The organism is Streptomyces sp. SID5464 (assembly GCF_009862985.1).
GTDB lineage: Bacteria > Actinomycetota > Actinomycetes > Streptomycetales > Streptomycetaceae > Streptomyces > Streptomyces chartreusis_D.
This window is the reverse complement of record NZ_WWIQ01000021.1, coordinates 60,678-75,467: the sequence shown is the minus strand read 5'-3', so window position 1 is coordinate 75,467 and position 14,790 is coordinate 60,678. Positions and strand designations below refer to the sequence as shown.

15 protein-coding genes and 1 pseudogene are annotated in these 14,790 nt (G+C 71.6%); 7 read left to right on the top strand and 9 right to left on the bottom strand.

Annotated features, from left to right (window positions below; all coding sequences use genetic code 11):
• Positions 1 to 8: 8 nt before the first annotated feature.
• Both GTY47_RS14245 and GTY47_RS14240 read right to left on the bottom strand, forming a co-directional pair.
• Complete coding sequence (locus GTY47_RS14245) at positions 9 to 2,339, bottom strand: FHA domain-containing protein (RefSeq protein ID WP_010033097.1); 2,331 nt, start codon at positions 2,337 to 2,339, stop codon at positions 9 to 11.
• A gap of 46 nt (positions 2,340 to 2,385) precedes the next feature.
• Complete coding sequence (locus GTY47_RS14240; protein WP_010033094.1) at positions 2,386 to 2,796, bottom strand: hypothetical protein; 411 nt, start codon at positions 2,794 to 2,796, stop codon at positions 2,386 to 2,388.
• Positions 2,797 to 3,132: 336 nt separating this feature from the next.
• On the opposite strand from GTY47_RS14240, the gene GTY47_RS14235 reads away from it, so the two are divergent.
• Complete coding sequence (locus GTY47_RS14235) at positions 3,133 to 3,516, top strand: nuclear transport factor 2 family protein (RefSeq protein WP_010033091.1); 384 nt, start codon at positions 3,133 to 3,135, stop codon at positions 3,514 to 3,516.
• Positions 3,517 to 3,592: 76 nt separating this feature from the next.
• Entirely contained in the window at positions 3,593 to 3,880 is a 288-nt protein-coding gene (locus tag GTY47_RS14230; RefSeq protein ID WP_010033089.1) for a DUF1905 domain-containing protein, read from the top strand.
• Between the two features lie 51 nt (positions 3,881 to 3,931).
• Here GTY47_RS14230 and mgrA read toward each other — a convergent pair whose 3' ends face one another.
• Positions 3,932 to 4,924 carry an L-glyceraldehyde 3-phosphate reductase gene (gene mgrA / locus GTY47_RS14225; RefSeq protein ID WP_010033087.1) on the bottom strand — a complete coding sequence of 331 codons (993 nt, stop codon included), beginning with the start codon at positions 4,922 to 4,924 and terminating at the stop codon, positions 3,932 to 3,934.
• A gap of 117 nt (positions 4,925 to 5,041) precedes the next feature.
• Here mgrA and GTY47_RS14220 point away from each other — a divergent pair, with 117 nt between their 5' ends.
• Both GTY47_RS14220 and GTY47_RS14215 read left to right on the top strand, forming a co-directional pair.
• Complete coding sequence (locus GTY47_RS14220) at positions 5,042 to 6,052, top strand: LysR substrate-binding domain-containing protein (RefSeq protein ID WP_010033085.1); 1,011 nt, start codon at positions 5,042 to 5,044, stop codon at positions 6,050 to 6,052.
• A gap of 127 nt (positions 6,053 to 6,179) precedes the next feature.
• Positions 6,180 to 6,695 carry a DUF664 domain-containing protein gene (locus GTY47_RS14215; RefSeq protein WP_010033084.1) on the top strand — a complete coding sequence of 172 codons (516 nt, stop codon included), beginning with the start codon at positions 6,180 to 6,182 and terminating at the stop codon, positions 6,693 to 6,695.
• On the opposite strand, the gene GTY47_RS14210 is transcribed toward GTY47_RS14215, so the two are convergent.
• Positions 6,677 to 7,762 (bottom strand): adenosine deaminase, encoded by a 1,086-nt coding sequence (locus GTY47_RS14210; protein WP_010033082.1) that lies wholly within the window; start codon positions 7,760 to 7,762, stop codon positions 6,677 to 6,679. The two genes, GTY47_RS14215 and GTY47_RS14210, sit on opposite strands and share 19 nt — an antisense overlap.
• Before the next feature lie 46 nt (positions 7,763 to 7,808).
• Positions 7,809 to 8,204, bottom strand: coding sequence for a VOC family protein (locus GTY47_RS14205; protein WP_010033080.1), 396 nt, complete (start codon positions 8,202 to 8,204; stop codon positions 7,809 to 7,811).
• A gap of 150 nt (positions 8,205 to 8,354) precedes the next feature.
• Here GTY47_RS14205 and GTY47_RS14200 point away from each other — a divergent pair, with 150 nt between their 5' ends.
• Positions 8,355 to 8,813 (top strand): pyridoxamine 5'-phosphate oxidase family protein, encoded by a 459-nt coding sequence (locus tag GTY47_RS14200; protein ID WP_010033079.1) that lies wholly within the window; start codon positions 8,355 to 8,357, stop codon positions 8,811 to 8,813.
• 4 nt (positions 8,814 to 8,817) lie between these two features.
• Here the strand turns inward: GTY47_RS14200 and GTY47_RS14195 are convergent, their stop codons facing one another.
• The 3 genes from GTY47_RS14195 to GTY47_RS14185 all read right to left on the bottom strand — a co-directional run bounded on the left by GTY47_RS14195 (position 8,818) and on the right by GTY47_RS14185 (position 11,256).
• Positions 8,818 to 9,726, bottom strand: coding sequence for an oxidoreductase (locus tag GTY47_RS14195; protein WP_010033078.1), 909 nt, complete (start codon positions 9,724 to 9,726; stop codon positions 8,818 to 8,820).
• Positions 9,727 to 9,753: 27 nt separating this feature from the next.
• Positions 9,754 to 10,644, bottom strand: a complete 891-nt coding sequence (locus GTY47_RS14190) for a glycoside hydrolase family 19 protein (RefSeq protein WP_010033076.1) — start codon at positions 10,642 to 10,644, stop codon at positions 9,754 to 9,756.
• A gap of 174 nt (positions 10,645 to 10,818) precedes the next feature.
• Positions 10,819 to 11,256 (bottom strand): MarR family transcriptional regulator, encoded by a 438-nt coding sequence (locus GTY47_RS14185; protein ID WP_010033074.1) that lies wholly within the window; start codon positions 11,254 to 11,256, stop codon positions 10,819 to 10,821.
• An 81-nt stretch (positions 11,257 to 11,337) separates the two neighbouring features.
• On the opposite strand from GTY47_RS14185, the gene GTY47_RS14180 reads away from it, so the two are divergent.
• Both GTY47_RS14180 and GTY47_RS14175 read left to right on the top strand, forming a co-directional pair.
• Entirely contained in the window at positions 11,338 to 12,450 is a 1,113-nt protein-coding gene (locus GTY47_RS14180; RefSeq protein WP_010033073.1) for a substrate-binding domain-containing protein, read from the top strand.
• A gap of 67 nt (positions 12,451 to 12,517) precedes the next feature.
• Positions 12,518 to 13,580 (top strand): annotated as a pseudogene (locus GTY47_RS14175) (acyl-CoA dehydrogenase family protein).
• Here the strand turns inward: GTY47_RS14175 and GTY47_RS14170 are convergent.
• On the bottom strand, positions 13,577 to 14,779 hold the full coding sequence (locus GTY47_RS14170) for a serine hydrolase domain-containing protein (protein ID WP_010033071.1): 1,203 nt from the start codon (positions 14,777 to 14,779) through the stop codon (positions 13,577 to 13,579). The pseudogene GTY47_RS14175 and the gene GTY47_RS14170 overlap by 4 nt on opposite strands.
• Positions 14,780 to 14,790 lie beyond the last annotated feature (11 nt).

Below are 14,790 nucleotides of genomic sequence, written 5' to 3'. Positions count from 1 at the left end.
GGCGCTGCCTACTTCCGCATCACGGCCGGTTCGTGCCGGCGCAGCAGCCGGGAGACCAGGAAGCCGAAGAGCGCCGACAGCACGAGCAGCATCCCGACGTCCAGCAGCCACGTGCCCGCCGAATGCTCGAAGAGCGGGTCCTTCGTCAGGTCGTCCGGCACGATCCGGGCCAGCCCGACGGTGCCGGCCATCGCGGCCAGCGCCCAGCGCGCCGGGACCAGCCAGCCGAGTTGTTCGAGCCCGGGCACTCCGTCCAGCTTCAGCAGGGCACCGCAGAAGACGACCTGGACGATGGCGATGAGCACGAGCAGCGGCATCGTCACCTCCTCCTTGCGCACCAGCGCGGAGATGAACAGGCCGAGCATCATGGCCGTGAACGCCAGCAGGGCGACGGCGACCGCGATTTCCACCAGGGGCGGCATCAGCACGCCTTCGCCGCCGGGTGCGTTGAGGTCCACGCCGAGCAGGGCGACCAGGGTCAGCACCACCGCCTGGAGCACGGTGATGACGCCCAGGACGACGACCTTGGACATCAGGTACGCCGATCTGGACAGGCCCACCGCCCGCTCCCGCTGGTAGATCACCCGTTCCTTGACGAGTTCCCGCACGGCGTTGGCGGCCCCGGTGAGCACCGCGCCGACACACAGGATGAGCAGGGCGTTCATCGCCGTGTCGAGCGTGAGTCTGCCGCCCGCCAGGGCGCGCGCCATCACGCCCATCACGAACGGCAGGGCGATCATGATGATCAGGAAGGTGCGGTCGGCGCTGAGCGCGGCCGCGTACCGCCGCACCAGCGTGCCGAGCTGGGCGGCCCGGCTGCGCGGCCGGGGCGGCGCGGTGATGACGACGGGTCCGGACCGGGGCTGCCGGGGCTGGGCGGTGGCGTCGGCGACGTACCGGCCGTGGAAGGGCGAGGCTGTGTAGTCCCCGGCCCAGTCCCGGTCCGCGTCCCGGTCGAAGGCCTCGAAGGCCTCCGGCCACTGCTCGAAACCGAAGTACGGCAGGGCGTCCTCGGGAGGCCCGTAGTAGGCGATCCTCCCGCCGGGTGCGAGCACGAGGAGCCGGTCGCACACGTCGAGGCTGAGCACGCTGTGGGTGACCACGATGACGGTCCGGCCGTCGTCGGCGAGGCCGCGCAGCATGTGCATCACCGAGCGGTCCATGCCGGGATCGAGTCCGGAGGTGGGCTCGTCGAGGAACAGCAGCGACGGCTTCGTCAGCAGCTCCAGAGCCACGCTGACGCGCTTGCGCTGGCCCCCGGACAGGCTGTGCACGGGCTGCTCGGCGCGCTGTTCCAGGCCCAGTTCGCGGATCACCTCGTCGACCCGGGCGCGCCGTTCGGCCTTGGCGGTGTCCTGCGGGAAGCGCAGTTCGGCGGCGTAGGAGAGGGCTTTGCGGACGGTCAGCTGGGCGTGCAGGATGTCGTCCTGCGGGACGAGGCCGATGCGCTGGCGCAGCTCGGCGTAGTCGCGGTAGAGGTCGCGGCCGTCGTAGAGGACGGTGCCGTGGCCGGCGGGCCGCTGGCCGGTGAGGGCGTTGAGGAGCGTGGACTTCCCGGCGCCGCTCGGGCCGACGACGGCGAGCAGGCACTTCTCCCCCACCGGGAACGACACGTGGTCGAGCAGCGCCTTGCGGCCCCGGTCGACGGTCACCACGAGGTCCTGCACGTCGAGCGAGACCTCACCGGTGTCGACGTACTCCTGGAGCTGGTCGCCGACGAGGCAGAACGCCGAGTGGCCTATGCCGACGATGTCACCCTGCCCGACCGGGGCGCTGGTGACGCGGCTGCCGTTGAGGTACGTGCCGTTGTGGCTGCCGAGGTCGGTGATCTCGTACGTGCCGTCGGGCAGGGCGCGCAGCTCGGCGTGCCGGCGGGAGACCACCAGGTCGTCGATGACCAGGTCGTTGTCGGTCGCGCGGCCGATGCGGACGGTGCGGGCGGGCAGCGGCCGTACGGTCGTGGGCTGCCGGTAGGTGCTCGTCATGGCCGGCATGGAGACGGCGGAGGGGCGTTCCGGGGCCGGTGCGGGGTGGCCCTTCACGACCACGCGCGGTCCGTCGGCCGGGTTGCCGAAGCGGATGACACTGCCGGGGCCGACGTCCCACTCGTGGATGCGGCGGCCGTCCGCGTAGGTGCCGTTGGTGCTGTTCTCGTCCTCGATGGTCCAGTGCCCGTGGTCGGGTCTGAGTACCGCGTGGTGCCAGGAGACCCGGTCGTCGTCGATGACGATGTCGCTCGACGGGTCGCGCCCGACGTGGTAATCGCGGCCCGGAACCATCACGGTAAAGCCCGTCTCGGTCTCCAGGACGAGCTCGGGTGTCACCGACGACCGCGCCATGACCAAGATTCTACCGATTTGCCTGATGTATGACTCGGCGAGCCGCTCAAGCCACGGGTACATCCAGGGAGGGGGCCGTCCGCTGCATCCGCAGGGCGTCCACGGACTCCGCGAGCAGTTCGTACTCGGTGGTGTCGTCGCTGGTGGCGATGCGTACCAGCCGTCCGGCCGCCAACTCCTCGGCGACCCGCTCCTGCCGGTCGGGGTCGGCGCACCAGGCGCGCAGTTGGGTGGGCACGTCGGGCACGGTCTCGGCGACCGGCACGAGCGCGCCCGGCGGTAAGTGCTCGGCGTCGGGCTGGGGGTCGAGACGCTGGGCGATCCAGGAGGCGCGGTCGCGCAGCCACCACAGGGCGAGGGCGAGGGTGGGCGCCCGGTAGGTGCCCAGCGGGACCCCGATGCGGCGGCCGTCGCAGACCCCGTACGCCGTGACATGGCACAGAAACTCGTCGTGCACGTGCCCCTCCCCCGTTGCCCTGCCCGCCTGCCGGCCCGGCCTCGCCTGTCGTGCGGCTCGCGTGCTGTGCGTGAGGGCGCCGTCGCTGGATGTGAAAGCGCTCTCGCTGGTCAGTATGTTCACTACTGAAACACTGTCACCATGTCTTTCCGGCCAGTCTCTTGGCATATTCACACCCCGAGTTGGCCGAAACGCGGCGGGCGGTCGCCGGGGGGCATGACTCCGGAGGTAATCGACGGTCCCGCCGGGCGCGGGCAGGGTGGTCCGTGCCGGTTCGCCGCGAGCGGTGATCCGGGGTCTGACCAGCAGACACGACCTTTCGGAGGCCGATCGCCCATGTCCGCACCCGCCCACCGTTACGAGGACGCCGTCGCCCGCTACTTCGAGGCCTGGAACGCCGAGGACCCGGCGGCCCGGGCGAAGGCGGTCGCCGCCGCCTGGACCGAGGACGGCGGCTACACCGACCCGCTGGCCGACGTGCAGGGCCACGATCAGATCGCCGCGTTGATCGCGGCGGCCCGCGAGCAGTTCCCGGGGTTCGTGTTCCGGCTCGCCGGCGCCGTCGACGGGCACCACCACACCGCGCGCTTCTCGTGGGAGCTGGTGAGCGAGACCGACGGCTCGGCGCCGGTGGCCGGGTCGGATGTGATCACGCTGGACGGGCAGGGCCGGATCAGGACCGTGCTCGGCTTCCTCGACCGGGTGCCCGCCGGGGCGTGAGACCGGCTCCGGCGATGAGTTCTCCGGTGTCCGGCGGTCTGTGTGAGGGAGAGGCCGCCGAGCACCGGAGGACATCATGGCCACGACCGGAGAACTGGACGCGGAGTTCACCGCGGTCCTGCGCAAGAGCCCGGCCGAGGGCGGCTGGACCTACCTGGTCTGGCCGCGGTCGGCCGAGTTCTTCGGCACCCGCGGCCTGGTCAAGGTCCGCGGGACGATCGACGGGCACCCGTTCCGCAGCTCGTTCATGGCACTGGGCGACGGCACGCACAAGCTGCCCGTGAAGGCCGACGTCCGCAAGGCCATCGGCAAGAAGGAGGGCGACACGGTGACGGTGCGCCTGGAGGAGCGGATCGGCTCCTAGGACCCAGGGCCTTCCCGGGGGGCCGCCGCCCCCTCGGGAAGGCGGGGGCGGCTACTGCTTGACGACCGCGTCGATACGGGCCAGCTCGTCCGCGTCGAAGTCCAGGTTGCCAATGGCTCCGACGCTGTCCTCCAGCTGCTGCGGGCTGCTCGCGCCGACCAGCGCGGAGGTCACCCGGCCACCGCGCAGCACCCAGGCCAGTGCCATCTGGGCCAGCGTCTGGCCACGCGACTTGGCGATGTCGTTCAGGTCGCGCAGCCGGCCCACCAGCTCCTCGGTGACCGCGTCGGAGTTCAGGAAGGGGCTGTCGCTCGCGGCCCGGGAGCCCTCGGGGATGCCGTCGAGGTAGCGGGCGGAGAGCAGGCCCTGCTCCAGCGGGGAGAAGACGATGGAGCCGACCTGGAGCTCGTCGAGGGCGTCCAGCAGGCCCTCGTCCTCGGGGCGGCGGTCCAGCATCGAGTAGCGCGGCTGGTGGATCAGGAGCGGGGTGCCCAGCTCGCCCAGGATGCGGGCGGCCTCGCGGGTCTGCTCCGCGGAGTAGTTGGAGATGCCGACGTACAGCGCCTTGCCCTGCTGCACCGCCGAGTGCAGCGCGCCCATCGTCTCCTCCAGCGGAGTCTCCGGGTCGGGGCGGTGCGAGTAGAAGATGTCGACGTAGTCCAGGCCCATCCGCGTAAGGCTCTGGTCCAGGGACGACAGCACGTACTTGCGCGAGCCCCACTCGCCGTACGGGCCCGGCCACATCAGATAGCCGGCCTTGGTGGAGATGACCAGCTCGTCGCGGTAGGCCGCGAAGTCCGACTTCAGGAACTCGCCCAGCGCGGACTCGGCGGCACCGGGCGGCGGGCCGTAGTTGTTGGCGAGGTCGAAGTGGGTGACGCCGAGGTCGAAGGCGCGGCGCAGGATGGCTCGCTGCGTCTCGACCGGCCGGTCCGGGCCGAAGTTGTGCCACAGGCCGAGCGAGAGCGCGGGGAGCTTCAGGCCGCTGCGTCCGGTGCGCCGGTAGGGCATGTCCGCGTAGCGGTCGGGGTGTGCGGTGTACAACGCGACTCCAGAGGGGTTGGCACGGTCGGGAAGAAACCGGTGTCCACTCTGTCGTGACCTGCGCCCATGCGTCCAACAGAAGAATCCGATGGAATTCAGCGGTTACGCTTCTCAGTCATGGAACTGCGCCACTTGCAGCACTTCGTCGCGGTCGCCGAGGACCAGCACTTCACGCGGGCGGCGGAACGACTCCTGGTGTCCCAGTCGGGCCTGTCCGCCTCGATCCGGGCGCTGGAGCGGGAGCTCCAGACGCCGCTGTTCGTGCGCACGACCCGCCGCGTGACGCTGACCCCGGCCGGGCGGGCGCTGCTCGGCGAGGCGGAGCGGATCCTGGCGCAGGTGCGCGCCGCCCACGAGGCGGTGGCGGCGGTGCAGGGCGTACTGCGCGGCATGCTCGCGCTCGGCAGTGAGCAGTGCATCGCCGGGGTGCATGTCGCGGGGCTGCTCGCCACCTTCCGGCACCGGCATCCGGACGTGGAGATCTGCCTGCGGCAGGCCGGGTCGGGCGCGCTGGCGGAGGAGGTCGCGGCCGGGCGGCTCGACCTGGCGTTCGCCGTGCGGACGCAGGCCGACAGCGACCAGCTGCGGTCGGTGCCGCTGAGCAGCGAGCCGATGACGCTGCTGTGCCATTCCAGCCACCGGCTCGCCGCCGCCGGTGCGGCCGTCACGCCGGAGGAACTGGGCGGGGAGGTGTTCGTCGACTTCCACCCGGACTGGGGTCCGCGCCGCACCACCGACACGGTGTTCGCCGCCGCCGGCGTACGGCGGACCGTGGCCCTGGAGGTGAACGACGTGCACACCCTGCTCGACCTGGTCGACGAGAACCTCGGCGTCGCCGTCGTGCCGCGGCACTTCGCGCACAAGCGCGCCTCCCTGACCGCACTGCCGGTGAAGGGAACGGGCGAGGCGGTCTACGAGACGGTGGCCCTGCTGCCGCCCCGGCAGGCCACCAGCCCGGCCGCCCGGGCGCTGATGGCGCTGCTGGAGGCCACGGGCACGTCGACGGGGAGCACGAGCACGTCGACGGGGGCCACGGGCGGGTCGCCCGGGGCCACACGAGCGACACCGGGGGCCGCGAGGACCTCGCCCGAGGCCACAGGCGTGACACCGGAGACCATGGGCGCGTAAGGCGCACAGCACAGGCCGTCACACCGGAGATCACGAGCGCGCAAGCGCAGACCACAGCCGCGACACCGGAGACCACCGGCGTGTGAACCGGGGCGCACGGGGCGCGGCGATGCGCGATGGTGGAGACATGCATGCGAAGGACATCCTCATCGACGGCTACAACCGCATCCGGGAAGAAGTCCACGCCACCGTCGAGGGCCTCGGGCCCGACGAACTGAGCGCCCGCCCCTCCCCCGACACCAACTCCATCGCCTGGCTGGTCTGGCACCTCACCCGTGTCCAGGACGACCACGTCGCCGACGCCTTCGACCTCGACCAGGTGTGGCTGTCCCAGGACTGGGAGAAGCGCTTCGGCCTCGGTCTGCCCCGGCACGACACGGGCTACGGCCACAGTCCGGCCAAGGTCGCCAAGGTCCGGGTCGACTCCGGCGAGCTGCTGACCGGCTACTACGACGCCGTGCACGACCAGACCCTCGAAGCCCTGCGCGGTCTGGCGGCCAAGGAGCTGGAGCGCGTCGTCGACGAGCGCTGGGACCCGCCGGTCACCCTGGGCGTCCGGCTGGTCAGCGTCCTGTCCGACGATCTCCAGCACATCGGACAGGCCGCCTACCTCAGGGGACTGCTTCAGAGCGCGGCCTCGTAACCGGGCAGGACCACGTCCCGGATCAGCGCGTTCCGCTCGTCGAACGGGAGGAACGCGCTCTTCAGGGCGTTCACCGTGACCGTGCGCAGGTCCTCGACGGTCCAGCCCGCCTGCTCGACCAGCAGGGACATCTCGCGGGTCATCGTGGTGCCCGACACGAGCCGGTTGTCGGTGTTCAGGGTGACGCGGAAGCCGAGGTCCTTCAGGGCGGTGATCGGATGCTCGGCGATGGAGGTCGCGGCGCCGGTCTGGAGGTTGGAGGTCGGGCACATCTCCAGGGCGACACGCCGGTCGCGCACCCAGCCCGCGAGACGGCCGAGCTTGCCCGACGCGAGGTCGGGGATGTCGTCGGTGATGCGCACGCCGTGCCCGATGCGCTGGGCGCCGCACACCTGAAGGGCCTGGTGGATGCTGGGCAGGCCGTGCGCCTCCCCGGCGTGGATGGTGAACGGCACGTTCTCGCGGCGCAGGTGCTCGAAGGCCGCGAGGTGGTCGGCGGGCGGGAAGCCGTCCTCGGCGCCGGCGATGTCGAAGCCGACGACACCGGCGTCCCGGAACGCCACGACCAGATCCGCGATCTCCCGGCTGCGGTCGAACATCCGCATCCCGCACAGCAGCGTCCCGACCCGCACGGGCGTCCCGGCGGCCGCTGCCTTGGCCATACCGGCCGCGAGCCCCTCCTGCACCGTCTCGACGACCTCGGGCAGGGTCAGTCCGCCCCTGACCATCAGCTCCGGCGCGTAGCGCACCTCGCCGTAGACGACACCGTCCGCGGCGAGGTCGAGCACGTACTCCTCGGCGGTGCGCAACAGGCCCTCCCGGGTCTGCATGACGGCGAGGGTGTGCTCGAAGGTGGCTATGTAGCGCACCAGGTCGCCGGAGTTGGCGGCCTCGTAGTACCAGGCGGCGAGTTCGGCGGCGTCGGTGGTGGGCAGCGTGTGGCCGACCGCGTCCGCGAGCTCCACCACGGTCGAGGGGCGCAGGCCGCCGTCGAGGTGGTCGTGCAGCACGGCCTTGGGCAGCCGGCGGAGGGTGTCGGTGTCGGTGTCGATACGGGGCGCGGTCATGTGCGTGTTCCTCGGCAGTGCGTGTTGCGGTCGGCGGCGGGCGGTGTCAAAGGGCGGCGGGCTGGAGCAGGTCCCAGCGGTTGCCGTACAGGTCCTGGAAGACGGCGACGGTTCCGTACGGCTCGTGCCGCGGCTCCTCCAGGAACGTCACGCCGGCGGCGGTCATGCGGGCGTGGTCCCGGGCGAAGTCGTCGGTGTGCAAGAAGAACCCGACCCGGCCGCCGGTCTGGTCCCCGACCCGGTCGGCCTGCGCCGCCCCCTCGGCACGGGCGAGCAGCAGACCGCTGCCCGTTCCCGAGGTCCCGGGTTCGACGACGACCCAGCGCGACCCGTCGGGCCGGGGAGTGTCCTCGGCGAGCCGGAACCCGAGGGCCTCGGTGTAGAAGCGGATCGCCTCGTCGTAGTCGTCGACGACGAGGGTGACCAGGGCGATACGTCGCATCAGGACCTTCCGGAGCGTGTGGTTGACGGGAGAGGTTATACGTAACACCCATGGGATGCAAAACCCCCCTCGACGCTCGGAGGACCTAGGTCTCCGGCCTACGACGCCGGCCCGAGGTGGTCCGCTCTGCCACGCGCTAGCGTCCCGGCCATGAAGATCAGCGAGCCGCCCCGCACCCCCGCGCAGCGCAAGGCCGACCTCCTGAACCGTATGGAGCGGGAGATCGACATCTGGGTCGCCACGGCGGACACCGAGGGCGTGCCGTGCCTGGTCCCGCTCTGGTTCGTGTGGCACGACGAGGCGGTGTGGCTGTGCACACGGCTGACCAATCCCACGGGCCGCAATCTGCGGGATGGCCGGCGGGCCCGGCTGGCCCTCGGTGACACCCGGGACGTCGTGCTCGTCGACGGTGAGGTGGAGACCTTCACGATCCCCGAGGTGCCGTCGGCGGCGGCCGAGGCCTTCCGTGTGAAGACCGGCTGGGATCCGCGCGGGGACCACGCGTCCTACGCGTTCTTCCGGGTGCGGCCGCGCGCGGCGCAGGCGTGGTGCGAGCAGCACGAGCTGCCGCGCCGGCACCTCATGCGGGACGGGGCCTGGGTGGTCTGACCGGTCAACCGGCCGCCGGGCGCGGCGTGTTCAGCCGGTCCAGTTCCCCGTCGGTGAGGCGGATCGCGCCCGCCGCCACATTCTCCACGAGGTGGCCGGGGTTGCCGGTGCCGGGTATGGCGAGCACATGGGCGCCTTGGTGCAGGGTCCAGGCGATGCGGATCTGCGCGGGGCTCGCGCCATGGGCACGGGCCACGGCTCGCACCGCCTCGTCGTGGGCGGTGGTGGCGCCGTGCTCGCCGCCCTCGCCGGCGACGGCGTAGAACGGCACGAACGCGATGCCCTGTTCGCCGCAGGTCCGCAGCAGTTCGTCGGTGGCGGGGTCGGGGCGGTCGAGGGCGTACCGGTTCTGCACGCAGACCACGGGGGCGATGGCCTGCGCCTCGGCGAGGTGGCGGGGCGTGACGTTGGAGATGCCCAGGTGCCGGATCAGGCCTGCCTCGCGCAGTTCCGCGAGGGCCCCGAAGTGCTCGGCGATCGAGTCGTACTTCGGCATCCGGCGCAGATTGACCACGTCGAGGTGATCGCGGCCGAGCTGGCGCAGGTTCTCCTCCACGTGCCCGCGCAGGTCCTCGGGGCGGGCCGAGGTGCCCCACTGCCCGTCATAGGTCCGGTGGGGGCCCACCTTGGTGACGATGACCAGGTCGTCGGGGTACGGCGCCAGCGCGCTGTTGATGAGCTCGTTGGCGGAGCGCAGCGACGAGAAGTAGAAGGCGGCCGTGTCGATGTGGTTCACACCGAGGTCGATCGCCTTGCGCAGGACGGCGATCGACCGGTCGCGGTCACTCGGGGTGCCGAGATGGAAGGCGGCACTGCCCGTCAGCCGCATCGCGCCGAAGCCGAGGCGGTGGACGGGCAGGTCGCCGAGTTTCCAGGTGCCCGCGGCGTCCGCGGTGATCGTCTGTGAGCTCATCGACGGAGTCTCACACACGCCTCGCCGTCAGCAGTAGAGGTTCCCGCCGGGTGACGTGCCGAGGATCTGCGTGAACCGCTGGTAGTTGGTCACGCGGCTCTGCACCTGCGCCGGGTTCTTGCCGTCGCACTCCAGGGAGCCGTTGATGCTGCGGATCGTCTGGCCGAATCCGGCGCCGTTCACCATGGCGTTGTGCGGGGTCATGGTGCCGGGACCGGTCTGGGTGTTCCAGTACCACAGGGCCGTCTTCCAGGCGACGGCCGCGTCGTTCTGGACCAGCCAGGGGTTGTTCAGCAGATCGATGCCGAGCGCGTCGCCCGCGGCCTTGTAGTTGAAGTTCCAGCTCAGCTGGATCGGGCCGCGCCCGTAGTAGGCGGCCTGGCCGGCCGGGCAGCCGTAGGGGCGGCTCCAGTCGCAGTAGTGCGGGTAGTTGGCGGTGTTCTGCTCCACCACGTGCACCAGGCCGCCGGTCTCGTGGCTGACGTTGGCGAGGAAGGCGGCGGCCTCCTGCTTCTTCACCGTGTCGCTGCCGGTGTTGGCGAAGCCGGGGTAGGCGCTCAGGGCCGCCGTCAGCCCGCTGTAGGTGTAGAAGGGATTCCGGTTCGGGAACATCTGGTTGAACTGCGCCTCGGTCACGACGAATCGGGCGGCCGGCGTGCCCGGACCGCTGTCGCAGGCGTACGGCTCCCAGTACCAGGTGCTGATGGTCGGGTCGTAACCCGGGTTGGCGTGCTCGGCCACGTACGCCTTGCCGTCGGTGTAGCGGACGATGTCGCCGGCGGCGTAGGACCTGCCCGCCACCCAGTCGGGATAACTGGAGCACGCGGCGGCGGAGGCGCTGGCGGCCGGCAGGAGTACCGGTGCGGTGCCCGCGAGGGCGAGGGTGGCCAGGACGGCGGAGACACGACGTCTCGTCATGGGATCAACTCCTTTGCGGAGCACGGCCGCACCCGTCGAGGGCAGGGCGAAGCAGAGCCTTCACCGCACGCACCGGAGGACCGGTCACGGCGTGGGCGCGGCCGTGGTGGGGGGTTGCGGAGGCACACTCAACCGCGTTGGTCTGTACCAGTCAAGGGTGTAGACCAGTCATGCTCACACGCGTGCCGACTCCGCCAGCGTCGCGGCCAGCCGGACCAGCAGGGACCGCAGCAGTTCGTCGTCGTCCTCGCCGAGCGCGGGCCAGCCGGCGCGCACCGCGTGGTCGAGCCGCTGCCCGTACTCCCGGCCGCGGGGGGTGAGGTGGGCGAGGACGCGGCGGCGATCGAAGGGGTCGACCCTACGGTGCACGAGGTTCTGGTCGACGAGCTGGTCGACCAGCTTGGTCAGCGTCGGAGGCGGCAGAAACGCGGCCTCCGCGATCGCCGTCATATGGTGCCCCTCGCCGTCCGACAGCAGCACCAGCACCCGCCACGCGTCGAGCGAGCAGCCCTCCTTCTCCAGCACGGCCTGCAACCGCCGCGCCGCCAGCCGCTCGGCCCGCGTCAGCAGTTGCACCAGGTCGTCGGGCCGCCGCGGGACAGGGGTGGGCATCTTGCTCCTAGTTCGACAAGAGGTGCGTCCATCCTAGGAGACGCACTGGAGTTCGTCCGGCGGAGCCGGAATCATGACGCCATGGTCCGGCACGATCTCCCCGCGCCCGAGTGGTTCACGGCCGACGACTCCGTCCTCGGCGTGGCGCTCGTGTTCCCCTTGCAGGGGCCGGCCGGGATCTTCGGGCCCGCCTGTGAGCTGTGCGCGCGGCTGGCGGCCGAGGAGGTCAACCGGGACGGCGGCGTACTCGGCAGGGAGCTCCGGCTGGTGCCGGTCGACGGCTCGAAAACGCCCCGCGAGGTCGCCGGCCATGTCGAGGCGCTGGTGGACCTGGGTGTCGTGCAGGGCGTCACGGGCTGGCACATCTCCTCGGTGCGCCAGGCGCTGGCGCCGCGGATCGCGCACCGCGTCCCGTACGTGTACACCGCGCTGTACGAGGGCGGTGAGGACACGGCGGGCGTGTTCCTGACGAGCGAGACGCCGCGGGACCAACTGCGGCCCGCCATGGACCTGCTGGCGCACGAGCGCGGGGTGCGGCGGTGGTTCGTCGTCGGCAACGACTACGTGTGGCCGCGGCGTACGGCACGGGCGGCCCGCGGGTACGCGCACGCGTCCGGCGGGTCCGTCACCGGCGAGGTCTACCTCCCGCTCGGCACCGACGATTTCGAGCCGGTGCTGCGCCGCATCGAGCGCTCGGACGCCGACGGGGTGCTGATGCTGCTCGTCGGCAGCGACGCGGTGCGCTTCAACCGGGCGTTCGCGGCGCACGGCCTGCACGCGCGCTGTCTGCGGCTGAGCACGCTGATGGACGAGAACATGCTGATGGCGAGCGGCCCGGCGGCAACCGAGGACCTCTACAGCACGGCCGGGTTCTTCGCCTCGCTGGCCAACCGGGACACCCTCGACTTCCACGGGCAGTACGCGGCCCGGTACGGCGTCGAGGCGCCCGCCCTCGGCAGCCTCGGCGAGTCCTGCTACGAGGGCGTGCTGTTGCTGGCCGCGCTGCTGAAGCGCGCCGGGACGCTGAACGTGTCGGCGATCGGGGCGGCGGCGGGCGCGGTGTCGTACGAGGGCCCGCGCGGCCTGCTGCACCTGCGGGACAGTCATGTGCGCCAGCGCATCTACCTGGCCCGCGCCGACGGCCTCGACTTCGACATACTGACGGAACTGGGCCCGCGCGGGGCGCGCAGCTGACGGGGCCGGGCGAACGACACGCCCCGGGAGCGGCATCCCGCGTCGCGCGACCGGGAGAATCTGTCCCATGAGCTCCACGCCCCTCGCCTCCCCGCCCCACCCCCTCGTCACCAGCGCCCGGCGACTCGCGCGCGATCTCCTCGTCCCGCACGCCGAGCGCGTCGACCAGGAGGAGGTGCCGGCGAGCCACATCGAGGCGGTGAGGCGGTCGGGGCTGCTCGGGCTGGGCGCGCCGGAGGAGTACGGCGGGGCGGACGCGCCCGTCGCCGTGGCACGGGAGATCGCGGAGATCCTGGCCGGGGCGTGCTGCTCCACATGGTTCGTGCAGACACAGCACCACACACCGGTGAAGCTGCTCGCCACATACGACTCGCCGGTCCGGGAGAGGCTGCTGCGCCCGCTGGCGACCGGCGAGTCGCTGGCCGGCATCGCGTTCGCCCACGTCCGTGCCTTTCCCCGCGTGCCCGTGCGGGCGATGGCCGAGCGGGGCGGCTGGCGCTTCGAGGGCACGGTGCCCTGGTACACGGGCTGGGGCCTGAACGACGTGATGCTGCTGGCCGGTGTGACGGACACGGCCGAGGTGGTGTTCGTCGTCGCCGAGGCCCGCGCACAGCCGGGGATGCGTCCGTCGGCGCCGATGCGGCTCGCGGCCCTCACCGCAGCCCGTACGGTCCCTGGAGCTGGACGGCCTGTGGGTGCCGGAGGAAGCCGTGGTGCTGCGCGTCTCACAGGAGCGGTTCGCCCTGGTCGACCTGCCCAGGGCCGCCAACACCAGTCCGGCCGTGTTCGGGGTGGCGAGCGCGGCACTGGACCTGGTGGCGGACGCCCCGGACGGCCAGGAGCCGGCCCGGGTGCTGCGGGCCCGGCTCGACGAGGTCAGGCGAGAGGCCTACGCCCTGGCCGACCACCCGGTCCCGCACGAATGCGTCCCGGAACTGCTGGCGGTGAAGACAAGGGCGTACGACGTGCTGCGGGCGGCCACGACCGCGGCGATCGTGGCCGGGGGCGGCCGGTCCATGGCCCTGGGCAGCAAGGCGCAACGGCTGGCGCGCGAGGGGATGTTTCTGCTGGTGCAGGCCCAGACGGCCGAGGCACGCCGGACGCACCTCGGCGCGCTGGCGTCCGGCTAGCCGAGCCGGGGCAGCGCCGACGGCTTGTCCGTGCGGGACGGGGCCCTGCCGCAGAACTCCGCTTCGATCACGTTGATGTAGAGCGACGGGTCCGGGAGCCAGTCACCGTTGATGTTGAACGTCAGCTGGTGCTTCCCGTCCTGTGTGCCGACCATCGCGGACAGGGAGCCGTTCGTCCGGCCGCTCTTGCCCACGACCTTCACGCCGCAGGACAGCTGCGCGGACTCGACCCCGAGTCCGTACCCGAGCCCGCCCCCCGCGGGCACCTCGTCGAGCATCTTCTCCATCTGCTCCGGGGGCAGCAACTCGCCCTTGATCAGGGCCCGTTGGAAGCGGTTGAGGTCACCGCTGGTGGAGATCACGTCACCGGCCGCGCCCAGCCAGGTCATGTTCTGCTCGGTGGCATCGTGGATTCGGGCGTCGGGTGCCTCCTGGTGCAGCCGGGAGTAGCCGACGGGGTGGGGTTTCGGCATATGGGGTGAGGTGCCCGGGAACGACGTGCCGCGCAGCTTCAGCGGTCGGACGATGCGGCGGGTGATCTCCTGCGCGTAGGAGCGGCCCGTCGCCTCCTCGATGACCATCCCCGCGATGACGAAGTTGGTGTTCGAGTACACCGGCGTCGTCTCCGGGTCGGGCAGCGGCGGGTACTTCAGCGCGATCGCCACGAGTTCCCCGGGCGTGTGCGTGTCGTACCGGTGCTCCGGAAAGCCGGGCCCTGCGGCGTCGTTGGCGAATGCCGGGTCGTCGGTGTAGTTGGCGATGCCGCTGGTGTGGTTGAGGAGCTGACGCAGAGTGATCTCGTCGCCGTCGTAGCCGTTGCCCTGCACCAGGCCCGGCAGCCATCGCTCGACGGTGTCGTCGAGGCTCAGTCTGCCTTCCGCCTCAAGCTGGAGCAGGACGGTCGCGACGAAGGTCTTGGTGATGCTGGCCCCGCGGAAGTGGTCGCCGGGAGAACGCTCGCGGCCCGTCGCGGTGTCGGCGTGACCGGCCGCCGCGAACCAACTCCGCCTGCCCTCTTGGACCTTGGCGGCCACTCCGGGCAGTCCGCCCTTCTCCACGAGAGCACGCAGTGCGATCCGGGTCGCCTCGTGGTCACGCTGCGGCTGTGCCGCGTGCGCGGACGGGGCGAGTGCCGCCGTCCCGGCGGATAACGCCACGGCCAGGCCGAATGAGACGGTGCGTGAAGCCCGCTGCTTCATGATGTGTGCCT